The following is a 15304-nucleotide window of genomic DNA, read 5'->3' as shown; positions in this document are numbered from 1 at the left end:
TCGGTTGCGCAGCAACCGCAATACAAACAACTAAAAGATCCAGCCAAGCGGAGCACACGTGATGAAACAGCCCAAAGTGAATTTCTACAACCTGGCCTGGCGCTGGCATTTCTATGCCGGATTGTTCGTTGCGCCATTCATGGTGATGCTGGCCCTGACCGGCACCATCTACCTGTTCAAACCGCAGCTCGATTCGCTGATGTACAGCAGCCTGCTCAACGTCCCGACCGGTCATCACACCGTGCCGGCCGACGACCTGCTGACACGGGTGAAAACAGCTTATCCACAAGGCCAGGTCACCCAGTACCTGCCGCCGGTCAACGCCGAGCGCAGCGCGCAGTTTGTCGTGCTCAACGATGGCAACGAGCTGAACGTTTTCGTCGACCCGTACCACGGCGACATCCTCGGCGAGCAAGACGCCAAGAAGAACCTGCAAGCCATTGCCCGGTCGATTCACGGCGAGTTGATGATCGGCACCGTTGGCGATCGGCTGATCGAACTGGCCGCCGGTTGGGGCGTGATGCTGGTGGTGTCCGGCATCTTCCTGTGGTGGCCGCGCGGTCAGGCGGCAGGCATCTTGTGGCCGCGCCTGAACAGTCGTGGTCGCATATTGTGGCGTGACCTTCATGCGGTCACCGGGTTCTGGGGCGCGTCCCTGCTGCTGGTGATGCTGCTCAGCGGCATGACCTGGACCGGCTTCTGGGGCAAGCAATACGCCGAAGTATGGAACGTGTTCCCGGCCGCCATGTGGGATGACGTGCCGAAGTCCGATATCGAGGCGCGCAGCCTCAACACCGCGACCCGCCAGACCGTGCCGTGGGCCATGGAAAATACGCCGATGCCGATGTCCGGCGACCATGCCGAACACATGGCTCACGATGGCGCGTCGGCCGGCCCGGCCTCGCCGTTGATCCGCCTGCAGGACGTACAAAACATCGCCAGCGAACGCAAGGTCGAACCGGGTTACAGCATCACCCTGCCGACCACCGCGACCGGCGTGTTCACCATCGCCGTGTTCGCTGACGACCCGCGCAATGACGCTACGCTGCACATCGATCAATACACCGGCAAGGTCCTGGCCGATGTACGTTTCGAGCACTACGGCACCGTCGCCCGTGCCACGGAAATCGGCGTGATGCTGCACGAGGGCAAGATGTTCGGTGTGTTCAATCAGATCGTGGTGTTGCTGATCTGCCTGATGATTTTGCTCAGCGCGGTCAGCGGCGTGGTGATCTGGTGGAAGCGCCGTCCGCAAGGGAAACTCGGCGTGCCGCCGCTGCGTCATGACCTGCCGAAATGGAAAACCGCGATGGTGATCATGTTCGCCCTGGCGGTGGCCTTTCCATTGGTGGGCGCTTCGCTGGTGGTAGTGTGGGTACTGGATCGCCTGCTGCTGTCGCGTTTCACCCGACAGACTGAGAACGCCTCATCTTCATCATGAAACAGGCGAGATGCGCGGGGCGAAAGGCACTGTAAACTCCCCGCGCATCAACTCAGCTCCATCGCGAGCAAGCTCGCTCCCACAGGGATTGCGTAAGACCTGTGGGAGCGAGCTTGCTCGCGATAGGGCCCTTGGCATCACCTCAAGAGCCACTGCATGACCTCGCTGAACCTCACAAACCTCACCTGGTCCCCACTGGGCCACGGCCATTGCCACCACCAGTTCCAGCTGCGTGACGCCTCGCTACACGTGGCCGCCGGTGAGTTCGTCGGGCTGATCGGCCCCAACGGCAGCGGCAAGACCAGCCTGTTGCGGTGTGCCTGGCGCTTCAGCAAACCGGAAAGCGGCGAGGTCAGGCTCGATCACCAGAACGTCTGGAAGCACTCCTCGCGTTGGTGCGCACAACGCATCGCCGTGGTGTTGCAGGAGTTCCCTGATGCCTTCGGCCTGACCGTCGAGGAAGTGGTTGCCATGGGTCGCACGCCGCACAAAGGCCTGTTCGATGGCGACACCCTTGAAGACCGTGACCTGATCAATCAGGCCCTGGCGTCCGTCGGCCTAAAGGGCTTCGAAGACCACGGGTTCGCCACTCTCTCCGGTGGTGAAAAACAGCGGGTCATCCTCGCCCGAGCCCTGGCCCAGCAACCACGGTTGCTGATCCTCGACGAGCCGACCAACCACCTCGATCCGCGTTATCAGCTTGAGCTTTTGCAGTTGGTCAAACGCTTGAACATCGGCACCCTGGCGAGCATCCACGACCTCAATCTGGCGGCGGCTTTTTGTGACCGGCTGTACGTGATCAACCATGGCCGTATCGTCGCCAGCGGCACGCCGCAAGAAGTCCTGACGGCTGCGCTGCTGAGCAATGTGTTCGGCGTCGAAGCGCTGATCGATGAACATCCACTGCACGGCTACCCACGAATCACCTGGATAACCCAACCATGACTTTGCGCTCCCTGCTGCGCTCCTGCCTCTCTCTCATGATGCTGCTGGGCAGCGCCCAGGCATTGGCCGAAGCCACCCATTACCCGCTGACAATCAAAAGCTGCAACCGCGAGGTGACCTTCAAGCAGGCACCAAAACACGCCCTCAGCCACGACATCAACATGACCCAGATGATGCTCGCCCTCGGCCTCAAACCGCAGATGGCCGGTTACAGCGGCATCAGTGACTGGAAGGCCGTGACGCCCGAGATGCAGAGCATTCTCGAAGGCCTGCCGGAACTGGCGGCCAAGTATCCGTCGGTGGAAACCCTGCTCAATGCCAACGTCGATTTCTTCTTCGCTGGCTGGGACTACGGCATGCGTATCGGCGGCGATCTCACGCCACAAACCCTGCAACCGCTGGGCATCAATGTGTATGAGCTGAGCGAATCCTGCGCCTTCGTGATGAAGCGCCCATCGGCCAGCCTCGAAGACACCTACAACGACCTGCGCAACCTCGGCAGAATCTTCGACGTGCAGGACCGCGCCAATGCCCTGATCGCCAACATGCAGTCGCAGGTGGCGGGCATTGGCAAAGACCTGCCCGCAGAAAAACCGCGGGTCTTCCTGTACGACAGCGGCGAAGATCGCGCCATGACTTCGGGGCGCCTGGGCATGCCGCAGGCGCTGATTGACGCCGCTGGCGGGCGCAATGTTCTGGAGGATGTCGACGCGAGCTGGACCCGGGTCAGTTGGGAAACCGTGGTCGAACGCAACCCACAGGTGATCGTGATTGTCGACTACAGCGAAGTCACTGCCGAACAGAAAATTCAATTCCTGCTGAGCAACAAGGCCCTGCAATCGGTGGACGCGATCAAGCACCAGCGCTTCATCGTCATCCCTTACGTGCAGGCCACGCCGGGGATCGATAACGTGCTGGCGGTCGCAACCCTGGCCAAGGGTTTCCACGGCGAATGATCAACCGTCGCTACGCCCTGTTGCTGATCGCCCTCGGCACCCTGTTGCTGGTGTCATGCGTGGTGTCCCTGGGTTTCGGCCCGGCACGGGTGCCGCTGGATGTGGTGTGGCGCATCCTGTTGCACAAACTTTTCGGTTTCGGTGTGTCGGACTGGAACCCCGGGCAGGAACATATCGTCTGGCTGATACGCGTCCCGCGCATGCTGCTCGGTGCGCTGGTGGGCGCCGGCCTGGCGTTGATCGGCGCGGTGCTGCAAGCGGTCACGCGCAACCCGTTGGCTGACCCGCACCTGCTCGGCGTGACTTCCGGTGCCACACTTGGCGCGGTGATCGTGGTGCTGCATGTCGGCGAAATCGTTGGCCTGCTGACCTTGCCGATCGCGGCATTCATCGGTGCATTGCTGAGCATGCTGGTGGTGCTGATGATCGCCAGTCGTCATGGTCGCCTCGACAGTGACCGCTTGCTGCTGTGCGGCGTGGCGGTGTCGTTCGTGATGATGGCGATTGCCAATTTGCTGCTGTTCATGGGCGACCATCGAGCCAGCTCAGCGGTGATGTTCTGGATGCTCGGCGGGCTCGGGTTGGCACGCTGGGAGTTGCTGGCGGTGCCGACAGCCAGTGTGTTGCTCGGGCTGATTTTGCTGCTGGGCATGGCGCGGCCGCTGAATGCGCTGATGGCCGGCGAACAGACTGCGGTGACCCTGGGCCTGAATGCACGCACCGTGCGCCTGCGGGTGTTTTTGATTGCGTCATTGATGACTGGGGTACTGGTTTCGATCAGCGGCTCGATCGGTTTTGTCGGGCTGATGGTGCCGCACATTGCGCGGCGTCTGGGCGGGGCTGAACACCGAAGATTGCTACCGGTGTGCGTGTTGCTCGGCAGCCTGTTTCTCGTCTGGGTCGACGTCGCCGCCCGGACACTGATCGCCCCTGAGGACTTGCCCATCGGCGTTGCCACTGCGGCGATTGGTGGGTTGTTTTTCATCGGCTTGATGCGACGTCGTTAACGCCATATTTAATTAAAAAATTTCAAAACTGCATTTACGCCTGGAAAAAACTCGTATTGAGTTAACGCTTAACAAGTTCACCATCATGCTCATACTCCGCACTCGCGAGTTAAATTATAAAACGCTCGCGTACTTCAATGACGATTATTCCTACAACTTAATCGCCACAACTCCTACAAGAGCGGAAAGAGGTAAACATGTTAAAGAAGTTCATCGCATCCATTGCACTTGCTTCAGCGCCCGCATGGGCAGTGCAACCCCCCTTTACTGGCGTTGACTACAGCGGTCGGTATCAATGCACCGGAATGGACAGCCATATCGGTGCGTTTGAAGGTGTTGTCGAGATGAAGCTCAATGCCGAACAAAGTACCGGCGAACACGGCGCCTACGGTTTTACGCTGACATTGCTCGACAACTCCCGGTATGACGGATTTGCTGCCGCCAACTTGAATTCCCTGGCGATTTACTTTGCCCATACGGATCCGTCGCTCAAGGATTACGGCGTCGGGATTGCGAAAATTGCTACAACCCCTGACGGGAAAACTTCATTTACCAAGTACTACTACGGCCCGGAGTACGAAGGGGGTGGACATGGTTTTGAAACCTGTATTAAAAGCTGACACTCGTCGTTTACAAAGCTGATATCCATTGTTGAATCCTGAGGGAGCGAGCCTGCTCGCGATGGCGGTATTTCAGTTAATGCCGATGCTGTCTGACCCAGCGCTATCGCGAGCAGGCTCGCTCCCACAATTGATCGATGCTACCCGCCCCAATCTGGCGCAACTCTTCGCACCAACGCGCCAGACGCGATCCTTCATGGTGCGCCATCAAACCGTTCAACCGCTCTAAAACGACATTTCCCTGCCTTTTGCCGACCGGGCACAGCCCTTGCAAAACACACCTTCAGTAGTCCGCATCTGCCAACCAAAAAAACTCATAAGTTCATGGAGATCGCACAATGAAGCGTCGCAGTTTGATCAAGGCTTTCACACTCTCGGCAAGCATCGCCGCGATGGGCATGACCTGGACTGTCCAGGCCGCCGAGACCATCAAGGTCGGTATTCTGCATTCGTTGTCCGGGACCATGGCGATCTCCGAAACGTCATTGAAAGACATGGCACTGATGACCATCGACGAGATCAACGCCAAGGGTGGCGTGAACGGCAAGATGCTGGAGCCGGTGGTGGTCGACCCTGCGTCGAACTGGCCCCTGTTCGCCGAGAAGGGCCGTCAGTTGCTGACCCAGGACAAGGTCGCCGTGGTGTTTGGTTGCTGGACTTCCGTGTCGCGCAAATCGGTACTGCCGGTGTTCGAAGAACTCAACGGTTTGCTGTTCTACCCGGTGCAATACGAAGGCGAAGAAATGTCGCCGAACGTGTTCTACACCGGTGCAGCGCCGAACCAGCAGGCGATCCCTGCCGTTGAATACCTGATGAGCGAGGAAGGCGGCAGCGCCAAGCGCTACTTCCTGCTCGGTACCGACTACGTCTACCCGCGCACCACCAACAAGATCCTGCGTTCGTTCCTGCACTCCAAAGGCGTGGCCGACAAGGACATCGAAGAGGTCTATACCCCGTTCGGTCACAGCGACTACCAGACCATCGTCGCCAACATCAAGAAGTTCTCGGCCGGCGGCAAGACGGCGGTTATCTCCACCGTCAACGGCGACTCCAACGTGCCGTTCTACAAGGAACTGGCCAACCAGGGCCTGAAAGCCACCGACGTTCCGGTCGTGGCGTTCTCGGTCGGCGAAGAAGAACTGCGCGGCATCGATACCAAACCGCTGGTGGGCAACCTGGCGGCGTGGAACTACTTCGAATCGGTCGAGAGCCCGGTGAACAAGAAGTTCGTCGATGACTGGAAAGCCTACGCCAAGAAACACAACCTGCCGGGCGCCGACAAGGCAGTGACCAACGACCCGATGGAGGCCACTTATGTCGGCATCCACATGTGGGCGCAAGCGGCGGAAAAAGCCAAGTCCACCGACGTCGACAAAGTCCGCGAAGCCCTGGCCGGCCAGACCTTTGCCGCGCCGTCCGGCTACACCCTGACCATGGACAAGACCAATCACCACCTGCACAAGCCGGTGATGATCGGCGAGATCCAGTCTGACGGTCAGTTCAACGTGGTGTGGCAGACCGAAGGACCGATCCGCGCCCAGCCGTGGAGCCCGTTCATCCCGGGCAACGACAAGAAGCCGGAGTATGCGGTGAAGAGCAACTAAGCCATTGGGCCTGACGATTGTTCAGGCCCAACACAACTCCCTGTGGGAGCGGGCTTGCTCGCGAAGACGGCGGCACATCCAACATCTATGTGACTGACACACCGTATTCGCGAGCAAGCCCGCTCCCACATTTAGTCCGAGCAAGGCGACTCTCTATGCCCACTGCCCTCTACCGCTTCCTCCTCGCCATCGCACTCTTGCTGCCGATGGCCATCCACGCCGGTGAGGCCGAAGACTTCGTCGTCGCCAATCCCGTGCAGCAAGCCAGGCTGCTGGAAGCCTGGGCCGCGCAACCCGACCCGGCCCGTATCGAACTGATCAACGCCCTGCAACAAGGCGAATTGACCATCGACGGCCAACCTAAAACCCTGCGCCTGAACAACCGCCTGCGAGGTCTGATCGACACGGCCCTGGCCAGTCATCAATTGCTCGCCACCGATGCCAAACTCCGTCTGACCGCCGCGCAGCAACTACAGAAAAGCGCCAAGCCGGCGCAGTTGAAATTCCTCGACCAACAACTGGCGGGCGAGAAGGACGAGAGCGTTCATGCCGCACTGAGCCTCGCCCTGGCCAACCTGCAATTGGTGGATGCCGACCCGGCTGTACGGCTGGCCGCTGTGCGCTTGCTCGGCGAAACAGGTGATCCGCTAGCCCGCACCCGCCTCGAAGGCTTGCTCGATCCTGGCGTTGAGGCTGATGCCAGTGTACGCACTGCGGCCGAAACCAGCCTCGCTCAAGTCAAACGCAAACTGCTGGTCGGCGAGATGCTCGGTCAGGCATTCAGCGGCATGTCCCTGGGCTCGATACTGCTGCTCGCCGCCCTGGGTCTTGCGATCACCTTCGGCCTGCTCGGCGTGATCAACATGGCCCACGGCGAGATGCTGATGCTCGGCGCCTACTCGACCTATGTGGTGCAACTGATGTTCCAGCGCTTCGCACCGCAGGCCATCGAGTTCTATCCGCTGATCGCGCTGCCGGTGGCGTTTTTCGTCACTGCGGCCATCGGCATGGCGCTAGAGCGCACGGTGATTCGCCACCTTTACGGCCGTCCGCTGGAAACCCTGCTCGCCACCTGGGGCATCAGCCTGATGCTGATTCAACTGGTTCGCCTGGTGTTCGGCGCGCAGAACGTCGAAGTGGCCAACCCGGCGTGGCTATCGGGCGGCATTCAAGTGCTGCCGAACCTGGTGCTGCCGTACAACCGCATCGTCATCATTGCCTTTGCGTTGTTTGTGGTGGTGTTGACCTGGCTACTGCTGAACAAGACTCGACTCGGCCTGAATGTTCGCGCCGTCACGCAGAACCGCAACATGGCCGCCTGCTGCGGCGTACCCACCGGGCGCGTGGACATGCTCGCCTTCGGCCTCGGTTCGGGCATCGCCGGCCTTGGTGGCGTGGCCCTGAGCCAGATCGGCAACGTCGGCCCGGACCTCGGCCAGAGCTACATCATCGACTCGTTCCTGGTGGTCGTGCTCGGCGGTGTCGGTCAGTTGGCCGGTAGCGTGCTGGCGGCGTTTGGCCTGGGGATCGCCAACAAGATTCTCGAACCGCAGATCGGTGCCGTGCTCGGCAAGATCCTCATCCTCGCGTTGATCATTCTGTTCATCCAGAAACGTCCGCAAGGCCTCTTCGCACTCAAAGGACGGGTGATCGACTGATGAACCAGCCCCTGCTCGTTACCGCGACCCAAAAAGCCGGCCCTAAAGTCTCGATTGCCGTCGGTGCAGTGATCCTCGTTGTGCTGCTGGCGTTACCACTGCTGTCGATGTTATCGCCCGACAGCACGTTTCACGTTTCGGCCTACACACTGACGCTGGTGGGCAAGATTCTTTGCTATGCCATCGTCGCACTGGCACTGGATCTGGTGTGGGGTTACGCCGGCCTGCTGTCACTCGGCCACGGCCTGTTCTTCGCCCTCGGCGGCTATGCCATGGGCATGTACCTGATGCGCCAGACTTCGGGCGATGGCTTGCCGGCGTTCATGACTTTCCTGTCGTGGACCGAAATGCCGTGGTTCTGGATCGGTACCAGCAGCTTCCTCTGGACCCTGTGCCTGGTGGTATTGGCGCCAGGGTTGTTGGCGTTGGTGTTCGGCTTCTTCGCCTTCCGTTCGCGGATCAAGGGCGTGTATTTCTCGATCATGACCCAGGCCCTGACCTTCGCCGGCATGTTGTTGTTCTTCCGCAACGAAACCGGCTTCGGCGGCAACAACGGCTTCACCAACTTCCGCACGATTCTTGGCTTTGGCATCACCGAACCGGGCACCCGTGCTGTGCTGTTTTTCGCCACGGTGCTGTTGCTGGTGGCGAGCCTGTACATCGGCTGGCGCCTGGCGCAGAGCAAGTTCGGCCGGGTACTGACCGCACTGCGCGATGCAGAAAACCGATTGATGTTCTGCGGCTACGATCCACGTGGTTTCAAGTTGTTCGTGTGGGTGTTGAGCGCGGTGTTATGCGGACTGGCCGGTGCGCTGTACGTGCCGCAAGTGGGGATCATCAACCCGAGTGAAATGTCGCCGACCAACTCGATCGAAGCGGCGGTGTGGGTCGCCCTCGGCGGACGTGGCACGCTGATCGGGCCCTTGCTCGGCGCCGGCGTGGTCAATGGCATGAAGAGCTGGTTCACCGTGGCGTTCCCCGAGTACTGGCTGTTCTTCCTCGGCGCGCTGTTCATCGTCGTGACCCTGTATTTACCCAAAGGCGTGATCGGTCTGTTGAAGAAAAGAGGTGAGTAATGAGAGTCACTGCAACCGCTGAATTCATGCTCGAACCGGCGTTCTTTCCACCACTGGAACCCAACCGCGACGCCGGCAGCAGCCGCGATGCCATCGGTCTCGGCCAAAGTGCCGGTAAAGGCCTGAATACGCGCCACGGCACCATCCTGACCCTGGAAGATATCAGTGTCAGCTTCGACGGCTTCCGCGCCCTGAACAATCTGAACCTGTACATCGGCGTCGGTGAGCTGCGCTGCATCATCGGCCCCAACGGCGCAGGCAAGACCACGCTGATGGACGTGATCACCGGCAAGACCCGCCCCAGCCACGGCAGGGCCTGGTTCGGCGAAACCCTGGACCTGACGCAAATGAGCGAAGTGCAGATCGCCCAGGCCGGCATCGGTCGCAAGTTCCAGAAGCCCACGGTGTTCGAAGCCTTGAGTGTGTTCGAGAACCTGGAACTGGCGCAGAAAACCGACAAGTCGGTGTGGGCCAGCCTGCGGGCGCGTTTGAGCGGCGAGCAGAGAGACCGCATCGCCGAAGTGCTGGAGACCATTCGCCTGACCTCATCGGTCAATCGCCCCGCCGGTATGCTGTCCCACGGCCAGAAGCAGTTCCTGGAAATCGGCATGCTGCTGATGCAGGACCCGCAATTGCTGCTGCTCGATGAGCCGGTGGCGGGCATGACCGACGCCGAAACCGAGTTCACCGCCGAGCTGTTCAAGCGCCTGGCCGGCAAGCACTCGCTGATGGTGGTGGAACACGACATGGGCTTCGTCGGCTCGATTGCCGACCACGTCACGGTGTTGCATCAGGGCAGCGTACTGGCCGAAGGGTCGCTGGAGCAGGTGCAGGACAACGAGCGGGTGATCGAGGTTTATCTCGGTCGTTGACGCGACAGCTACAAGCTTTTAGCTACAAGCGGCAAGTTAAAGCTGGGTCATATCCGGCTTTTTCTTGCAGCTTGAAGCTTGCTGCTTACAACTGCCCGGAGGGCCTATGCTTCAAGTCGAAAAGCTGCACCAATACTACGGCGGAAGCCACATCCTGCGCGGCCTGACGTTTGACGTGAAGGTCGGCGAAGTCACCTGCCTGCTCGGCCGAAACGGCGTGGGCAAGACCACCCTGCTCAAATGCCTGATGGGCCTGCTGCCAGCGAAGGAAGGCGCAGTGAACTGGGAAGGCAAGCCGATCACCACGTTCAAGCCGCACCAGCGTGTGCATGCCGGCATCGCCTACGTGCCGCAGGGCCGGGAGATCTTCGGCCGTCTCACCGTGGAAGAAAACCTGCTGATGGGTCTGTCACGCTTTCCCGGCAGCGAAGCGAAGGAAGTGCCAGCGTTCATCTACGAGCTGTTCCCGGTGCTGCTGCAAATGAAGCAACGCCGGGGGGGTGACCTGTCCGGCGGCCAGCAACAACAACTGGCCATCGGCCGTGCGTTGGCCAGCCGCCCTCGCCTGCTGATCCTCGACGAGCCCACCGAAGGCATCCAGCCGTCGGTGATCAAGGAGATCGGTGCCGTGATCAAAAAACTCGCGGCCCGGGGCGACATGGCCATTCTACTGGTCGAGCAGTTCTACGATTTCGCCGCCGAACTGGCCGATCAATACCTGGTGATGTCCCGGGGCGAAATCGTGCAACAGGGTCGCGGGGAAAACATGGAAGCTGAAGGTGTGCGCGGTTTGGTGACGATCTGAGCAGTGAACTGTCAGCGCTCACTCAGAAACCGGGCCGATTCGTCACGCCCTCCCATAGGGCCGCCATCGAGCATCCACCGAGCCCGCAACATCCCAGAACAGACTGGTTTTTTCGACCGTCAGTACACCCATTGCCGCCACACGCCTGACAAAAAACCTCGCACTCATGCGCCCGGTAAGCAAGAACCTGTCGATGTTGACGCCCATCGAACCATCCGCCTCGATCATCAGGGATTCGGCGTCCGAAAACGTACTGTAATACTTCAGCAGTGCGCCGTCCGGAGTCTGGCGGAATACGGAAAAGCCCTGGGAGATGTCCACCAACCCTGATGTTCTGCCCTGCTGGATGCTGAACAACAATGACCGGGGCGAGAAAAACTGCTGGTAAATGTCAGCCTGTTCTTCCGGTAATGGCGTCGCCAGCAACTCTGGCCCCAGGTACACACCTGCCAATGTCTGATTTTCTGGTAACAGAAAACCGTCTGGCGTCGCGGGGAATACCTGCTCGATTGCCAGCAATCCATCAGGTCGTTGCAACGGCAATGTCGCGACATATTCGTCACGGTCGCGATGCTTGAGGATCAGTCCCATGCGCAGATGCACTGCGGTGGCGGGTACGCGACTCAAGGCAGCGTTCAACGCCGACGCCGGATCGTCAAAAACCGACGTATAGAACGGTTGGAGAGTGGGAGGTCCGGGCAGGACAGGCTGGTTGGGAGTCCATTGAGCCGTGATCGGGCCGCGAAATCCCCCCCAGACCGTGCTTGGATCAAGGACACGCATCTGGCCGATGGTCACGATCCTCTTGATTCGACTTTCGGGCGTGGAGCCCAGTCCGAACTGAGGATTGCCGGATGCGTTCTGCGGATTGATGGAATAGGCCACCAGAGAACCATCGTGACTTGAAATGTAATTGGTTTTAAAGACGTCGACATGCCTGAAAGCTGAATCGAGATCGACTGTCGAAGGGAGCGCCTGATGCAACTTGACCTGGTCTGCGCTGTAGCGGGGGTGAGCCCGGGCAATCTGTTCCGCATATTCCGGATGGCTGTGATAGCGGCCCACGCAAAGGTATCCCGCAGGATGAATGATCGTCCGGGTTTGTCGGTCGTAGGCCAGCAAACGCTCAAAATCAAATGTAGTTGCCTCACCTTTTATAGGTGTCGTGGCGACATATTTACCATCAGGGCGCTGCAACAGGAGCGCACCGTACTCTCTGTCGCTCACGTGTTCATGTTGGTGCAGCCAAAACGCCGCATCGTCCACGCCAATGAAGGGCTGGCTCACGGGTGGCAACACCGGTGCGGTCAAAGATGCAGGTGGTGCAGGATCATAAGAAGTGGTCATCAAGAGACTCCAAGGCGTTCAATCACCCCCCTGGATGTGGGGCATACGCTTGCATCCTCGGTTTTTCACGACCACCGATGGCGGTAGATATGTATACCTCAACAGGCACGAAGCACCATTTTGTTGCGCCATATTTCATGGGGCGCCTCCTGTTGGTGCGCAAACCCAGGCAATAACCGCTTCCTGCCTGCGAAACCTTGCGGCACAGCCTTTGCAACCATCGTGACGACCTCACGATAAGCACTGACTATGACTCTTCCCGCTTCTGGCGCCTTGTTTACCCCCAGCTGGCACGCCGAACTGGAGCTGGGTTACGCCCGCTTCGAAGGCTGCACGCGCCCGGTCCTGCGTCGCCACCTGGGCCCACTGCGCGTGCAAAAACACCTGTATGCCGAAGGGCCGGAAGTCTGCCAGCACATCATCGTCCACCCGCCCGGCGGAATTGCCGGCGGTGATCGTCTGGACATCTCGGCCAGCGTCGAGCGCGATGCCTGGGCACAAATCACCAGCCCCGGCGCGGCCAAGTGGTATCGCGCCGCCGGCCCCGCCTATCAGCAGCTGAAGTTGAAGGTGGCGGCCGGTGCGACACTGGAATGGCTGCCCCAGGAGACGATCATTTTCAGCGCTGCCCAGGCTGAACTCAGCACTGGCATCGAGCTTGAAGGCGATGCGCGACTGTTCTACTGGGACGTCTTGGCTTTGGGCCGTCCGGCCAGTGGCGAGCGCTTCGATCTTGGGCACTTCCAGGCGCAACTGGATATCCGCCGCGACGGCCAGTTGCTCTGGCATGAACGCCAGCGCATTGTCGGGGCGGACGGTTTGCTGGACTCGCCCATCGGACTCGATGGGCAACCGGTGTTTGCGACATTGCTGGTGACTGGGGAAATCGATAGCGAACTGCTGGAGCGCTGCCGCTCGCTGCCCAACGACGTGCGCGGGGATCTGACCCAACTGCCGGGGTTGCTGGTTGCACGGTGCCTGGCCAGTGAAGCGTTGTTGGCGCGGGGATGGCTGATTGATTTGTGGCGATTGCTTAGGCCTGCGCTGCTTGGTCGCGAAGCAATACCTCCAAGAATATGGAGCACCTGAATCATGCTTTTCTGTGCAAGCAGATCCAACACTTTTTTAATCTGCCCTGATGGATGTCTACGATGGACCTGACCCCACGCGAAAAAGACAAGCTGCTGATCTTCACCGCCGGCCTGGTGGCCGAGCGGCGTTTGGCTCGCGGTGTGAAGCTCAATTACCCGGAGGCCATGGCCTACATTTCCGCCGCGCTGCTTGAAGGCGCCCGTGACGGCCAGACCGTGGCCGACCTGATGCACCTGGGCACCACCCTGCTGACCCGCGAACAAGTGATGGAAGGCATCCCGGAAATGATCCCGGAAATCCAGGTCGAGGCCACGTTCCCCGACGGCACCAAACTGGTCACCGTCCACCAACCCATCGCCTGAGGCCGCGCCATGACTTACCACATCCGCGATGCCGTGCCTGCCGATCTGCCAGCCATCCGCGACATCTACAACGACGCGGTGCTCAACACCACGGCGATCTGGAACGAACAGGCGGTCGACCTCGGCAACCGCCAGGCCTGGTTCAGCGCCCGACAATCCCAGAGTTATCCGATTCTGGTGATTGTCGATGCCGACGACACGGTGCTCGGGTACGCCTCGTTCGGCGACTGGCGACCCTTCGACGGTTTCCGCCACACCGTCGAGCACTCGGTCTACGTGCGCAGCGACCAGCGCGGCAACGGCCTCGGCCCGCAACTGATGGAAGCGCTGATTGAACGCGCCAAAGGCTGCGGCAAGCACGTGATGGTCGCGGCCATCGAAAGCGGTAACGCCGCCTCCATTCGCTTGCATGAGCGCATCGGCTTTATCACCACCGGGCAAATGCCGCAGGTCGGCACCAAATTCGGTCGCTGGCTGGACCTGACCTTCATGCAACTGACCCTCAATCCTGGCGCGCAACCACCCGCCGCCAACAAGGAGTGATCGCCCATGAACCCCGCCCAACTGCGACGCGTCAACGTCGAAAGCTTTGCGCATTATCGCCAGGGCCTGATCGATCTGTTGCTCGATGCCGTCGGCTATGGCGCCAGCGTCGGCTTTATGGCTGACCTCGATTCCACCCAGGCCCACGCCTATTTCGATGAAGTCCAGGACAACCTGAACAAGGGCAATGTGTTGCTGTGGGTGGTGGTCAATGACGAACAGGTGCAGGCCAGCGTACAGCTGAATCTGTGCCAGAAAGCCAACGGCCTGAACCGTGCCGAAGTGCAGAAGCTGCTGGTGCGCGAACATGCGCGGCGTCGCGGTCTGGGCCAGCAACTGATGAGCGCGCTGGAGGCGGCCGCCCTGCAGCACAAGCGCGGCATGCTTTACCTCGACACCGAGGCCGGCTCGCCCGCCGAAGACTTCTACCAATCACTGGGCTATACCCGCGCCGGTGAGATTCCCGACTACGCCTGCGACCCGAGCGGCCGCTACAAGCCGACCGCCCTGTACTACAAGATTCTCCAAGGAGCCCATTGATGATTCCCGGTGAATACCAGATCCAGCCCGGCGAGATCGAACTCAACGTCGGTCGGCGCACGATCAGTCTGAAAGTGGCCAACAGTGGTGATCGGCCGATCCAGGTCGGCTCGCATTACCACTTTTTCGAAACCAACGATGCCCTGACGTTCGATCGCGCCGCCAGCCGCGGCATGCGCTTGAACATCCCCGCCGGCACCGCGGTGCGCTTCGAACCGGGCCAGAGCCGCGAGGTGGAGTTGGTGGATTTGGCGGGGCATCGTCGGGTGTACGGCTTTGCCGGCAGGATCATGGGTGATCTGTAGGTTATCCGGTGTCCACTCTGACGCCATCGCGAGCAGGCTCGCTCCCACAGTTGATCGCGATTCCCTGTGGGAGCGAGCCTGCTCGCGATAGTGAGCGCAGCGAACGATTTCAAATTCAATTGAATCTCAAG

16 protein-coding genes are annotated in these 15304 nt (G+C 60.2%); 15 read left to right on the top strand and 1 reads right to left on the bottom strand.

Features of this window, described 5'->3' with window-relative positions:
• The first annotated feature begins 61 nt into the window (after positions 1–61).
• The 10 genes from AC3ITY_RS02875 (at position 62) to urtE (ending at position 10984) form a co-directional block, all read left to right on the top strand.
• Positions 62–1441: a PepSY-associated TM helix domain-containing protein gene (locus AC3ITY_RS02875; protein ID WP_489307526.1), complete on the top strand. Its 1380-nt coding sequence runs from the start codon at positions 62–64 to the stop codon at positions 1439–1441.
• A gap of 156 nt (positions 1442–1597) precedes the next feature.
• On the top strand, positions 1598–2386 hold the full coding sequence (locus AC3ITY_RS02870) for an ABC transporter ATP-binding protein (RefSeq protein ID WP_489307525.1): 789 nt from the start codon (positions 1598–1600) through the stop codon (positions 2384–2386).
• On the top strand, positions 2383–3342 hold the full coding sequence (locus tag AC3ITY_RS02865) for an ABC transporter substrate-binding protein (protein WP_489307524.1): 960 nt from the start codon (positions 2383–2385) through the stop codon (positions 3340–3342). The genes AC3ITY_RS02870 and AC3ITY_RS02865 overlap by 4 nt, the downstream gene beginning before the upstream one ends.
• A complete protein-coding gene (locus AC3ITY_RS02860; protein ID WP_489307523.1) occupies positions 3339–4349 on the top strand; it encodes a FecCD family ABC transporter permease in 1011 nt (336 codons plus the stop codon). The genes AC3ITY_RS02865 and AC3ITY_RS02860 overlap by 4 nt, the downstream gene beginning before the upstream one ends.
• A 197-nt stretch (positions 4350–4546) precedes the next feature.
• Entirely contained in the window at positions 4547–4969 is a 423-nt protein-coding gene (locus tag AC3ITY_RS02855; RefSeq protein ID WP_489307521.1) for a hypothetical protein, read from the top strand.
• Positions 4970–5307: 338 nt separating this feature from the next.
• Positions 5308–6573, top strand: a complete 1266-nt coding sequence (gene urtA / locus AC3ITY_RS02850) for an urea ABC transporter substrate-binding protein (RefSeq protein ID WP_489307520.1) — start codon at positions 5308–5310, stop codon at positions 6571–6573.
• Between the two features lie 155 nt (positions 6574–6728).
• Positions 6729–8231 (top strand): urea ABC transporter permease subunit UrtB, encoded by a 1503-nt coding sequence (gene urtB, locus AC3ITY_RS02845; protein ID WP_489307519.1) that lies wholly within the window; start codon positions 6729–6731, stop codon positions 8229–8231.
• The gene (urtC, locus tag AC3ITY_RS02840) at positions 8231–9307 is read left to right on the top strand and encodes an urea ABC transporter permease subunit UrtC (protein WP_489307518.1); all 1077 of its coding nucleotides are present in this window, start codon (positions 8231–8233) and stop codon (positions 9305–9307) included. Before urtB ends, urtC begins: the two co-directional genes overlap by 1 nt.
• On the top strand, positions 9307–10179 hold the full coding sequence (gene urtD / locus AC3ITY_RS02835) for an urea ABC transporter ATP-binding protein UrtD (protein WP_489307517.1): 873 nt from the start codon (positions 9307–9309) through the stop codon (positions 10177–10179). The genes urtC and urtD overlap by 1 nt, the downstream gene beginning before the upstream one ends.
• Before the next feature lie 106 nt (positions 10180–10285).
• The gene (urtE, locus tag AC3ITY_RS02830) at positions 10286–10984 is read left to right on the top strand and encodes an urea ABC transporter ATP-binding subunit UrtE (protein ID WP_007979642.1); all 699 of its coding nucleotides are present in this window, start codon (positions 10286–10288) and stop codon (positions 10982–10984) included.
• 42 nt (positions 10985–11026) lie between these two features.
• Here urtE and AC3ITY_RS02825 read toward each other — a convergent pair whose 3' ends face one another.
• The gene (locus tag AC3ITY_RS02825) at positions 11027–12331 is read right to left on the bottom strand and encodes a DUF4329 domain-containing protein (RefSeq protein ID WP_489307516.1); all 1305 of its coding nucleotides are present in this window, start codon (positions 12329–12331) and stop codon (positions 11027–11029) included.
• Positions 12332–12580: 249 nt separating this feature from the next.
• Here AC3ITY_RS02825 and AC3ITY_RS02820 point away from each other — a divergent pair, with 249 nt between their 5' ends.
• From AC3ITY_RS02820 to AC3ITY_RS02800, 5 genes are all read left to right on the top strand, one after another.
• Positions 12581–13420 (top strand): urease accessory protein UreD, encoded by an 840-nt coding sequence (locus AC3ITY_RS02820; protein ID WP_489307514.1) that lies wholly within the window; start codon positions 12581–12583, stop codon positions 13418–13420.
• A 62-nt stretch (positions 13421–13482) separates the two neighbouring features.
• The gene (locus AC3ITY_RS02815) at positions 13483–13785 is read left to right on the top strand and encodes an urease subunit gamma (RefSeq protein ID WP_007999380.1); all 303 of its coding nucleotides are present in this window, start codon (positions 13483–13485) and stop codon (positions 13783–13785) included.
• 9 nt (positions 13786–13794) lie between these two features.
• The gene (locus tag AC3ITY_RS02810) at positions 13795–14328 is read left to right on the top strand and encodes a GNAT family N-acetyltransferase (protein WP_489307512.1); all 534 of its coding nucleotides are present in this window, start codon (positions 13795–13797) and stop codon (positions 14326–14328) included.
• A gap of 6 nt (positions 14329–14334) precedes the next feature.
• On the top strand, positions 14335–14868 hold the full coding sequence (locus tag AC3ITY_RS02805; RefSeq protein WP_489307511.1) for a GNAT family N-acetyltransferase: 534 nt from the start codon (positions 14335–14337) through the stop codon (positions 14866–14868).
• Positions 14868–15173 (top strand): urease subunit beta, encoded by a 306-nt coding sequence (locus AC3ITY_RS02800; RefSeq protein ID WP_489307509.1) that lies wholly within the window; start codon positions 14868–14870, stop codon positions 15171–15173. The genes AC3ITY_RS02805 and AC3ITY_RS02800 overlap by 1 nt, the downstream gene beginning before the upstream one ends.
• The last annotated feature ends 131 nt before the right edge of the window (positions 15174–15304 follow it).

Source organism: Pseudomonas sp. GL_091 (assembly GCF_057837725.1).
This window is presented reverse-complemented; position numbering and strand designations above follow the sequence as displayed.

Excerpts from the sequence above, each read along its gene's own strand:
- AC3ITY_RS02875 (WP_489307526.1), top strand. The coding sequence starts at position 62 with ATGAAACAGCCCAAAGTGAATTTCTACAACCTGGCCTGGCGCTGGCAT.
- urtB (WP_489307519.1), top strand. The coding sequence starts at position 6,729 with ATGCCCACTGCCCTCTACCGCTTCCTCCTCGCCATCGCACTCTTGCTG.
- AC3ITY_RS02815 (WP_007999380.1), top strand. The coding sequence starts at position 13,483 with ATGGACCTGACCCCACGCGAAAAAGACAAGCTGCTGATCTTCACCGCC.
- AC3ITY_RS02870 (WP_489307525.1), top strand. The coding sequence starts at position 1,598 with ATGACCTCGCTGAACCTCACAAACCTCACCTGGTCCCCACTGGGCCAC.
- urtA (WP_489307520.1), top strand. The coding sequence starts at position 5,308 with ATGAAGCGTCGCAGTTTGATCAAGGCTTTCACACTCTCGGCAAGCATC.
- AC3ITY_RS02855 (WP_489307521.1), top strand. The coding sequence starts at position 4,547 with ATGTTAAAGAAGTTCATCGCATCCATTGCACTTGCTTCAGCGCCCGCA.
- AC3ITY_RS02810 (WP_489307512.1), top strand. The coding sequence starts at position 13,795 with ATGACTTACCACATCCGCGATGCCGTGCCTGCCGATCTGCCAGCCATC.
- AC3ITY_RS02825 (WP_489307516.1), bottom strand. The coding sequence starts at position 12,331 with ATGACCACTTCTTATGATCCTGCACCACCTGCATCTTTGACCGCACCG.
- AC3ITY_RS02800 (WP_489307509.1), top strand. The coding sequence starts at position 14,868 with ATGATTCCCGGTGAATACCAGATCCAGCCCGGCGAGATCGAACTCAAC.
- AC3ITY_RS02860 (WP_489307523.1), top strand. The coding sequence starts at position 3,339 with ATGATCAACCGTCGCTACGCCCTGTTGCTGATCGCCCTCGGCACCCTG.
- urtD (WP_489307517.1), top strand. The coding sequence starts at position 9,307 with ATGAGAGTCACTGCAACCGCTGAATTCATGCTCGAACCGGCGTTCTTT.
- AC3ITY_RS02865 (WP_489307524.1), top strand. The coding sequence starts at position 2,383 with ATGACTTTGCGCTCCCTGCTGCGCTCCTGCCTCTCTCTCATGATGCTG.
- urtC (WP_489307518.1), top strand. The coding sequence starts at position 8,231 with ATGAACCAGCCCCTGCTCGTTACCGCGACCCAAAAAGCCGGCCCTAAA.
- urtE (WP_007979642.1), top strand. The coding sequence starts at position 10,286 with ATGCTTCAAGTCGAAAAGCTGCACCAATACTACGGCGGAAGCCACATC.
- AC3ITY_RS02805 (WP_489307511.1), top strand. The coding sequence starts at position 14,335 with ATGAACCCCGCCCAACTGCGACGCGTCAACGTCGAAAGCTTTGCGCAT.
- AC3ITY_RS02820 (WP_489307514.1), top strand. The coding sequence starts at position 12,581 with ATGACTCTTCCCGCTTCTGGCGCCTTGTTTACCCCCAGCTGGCACGCC.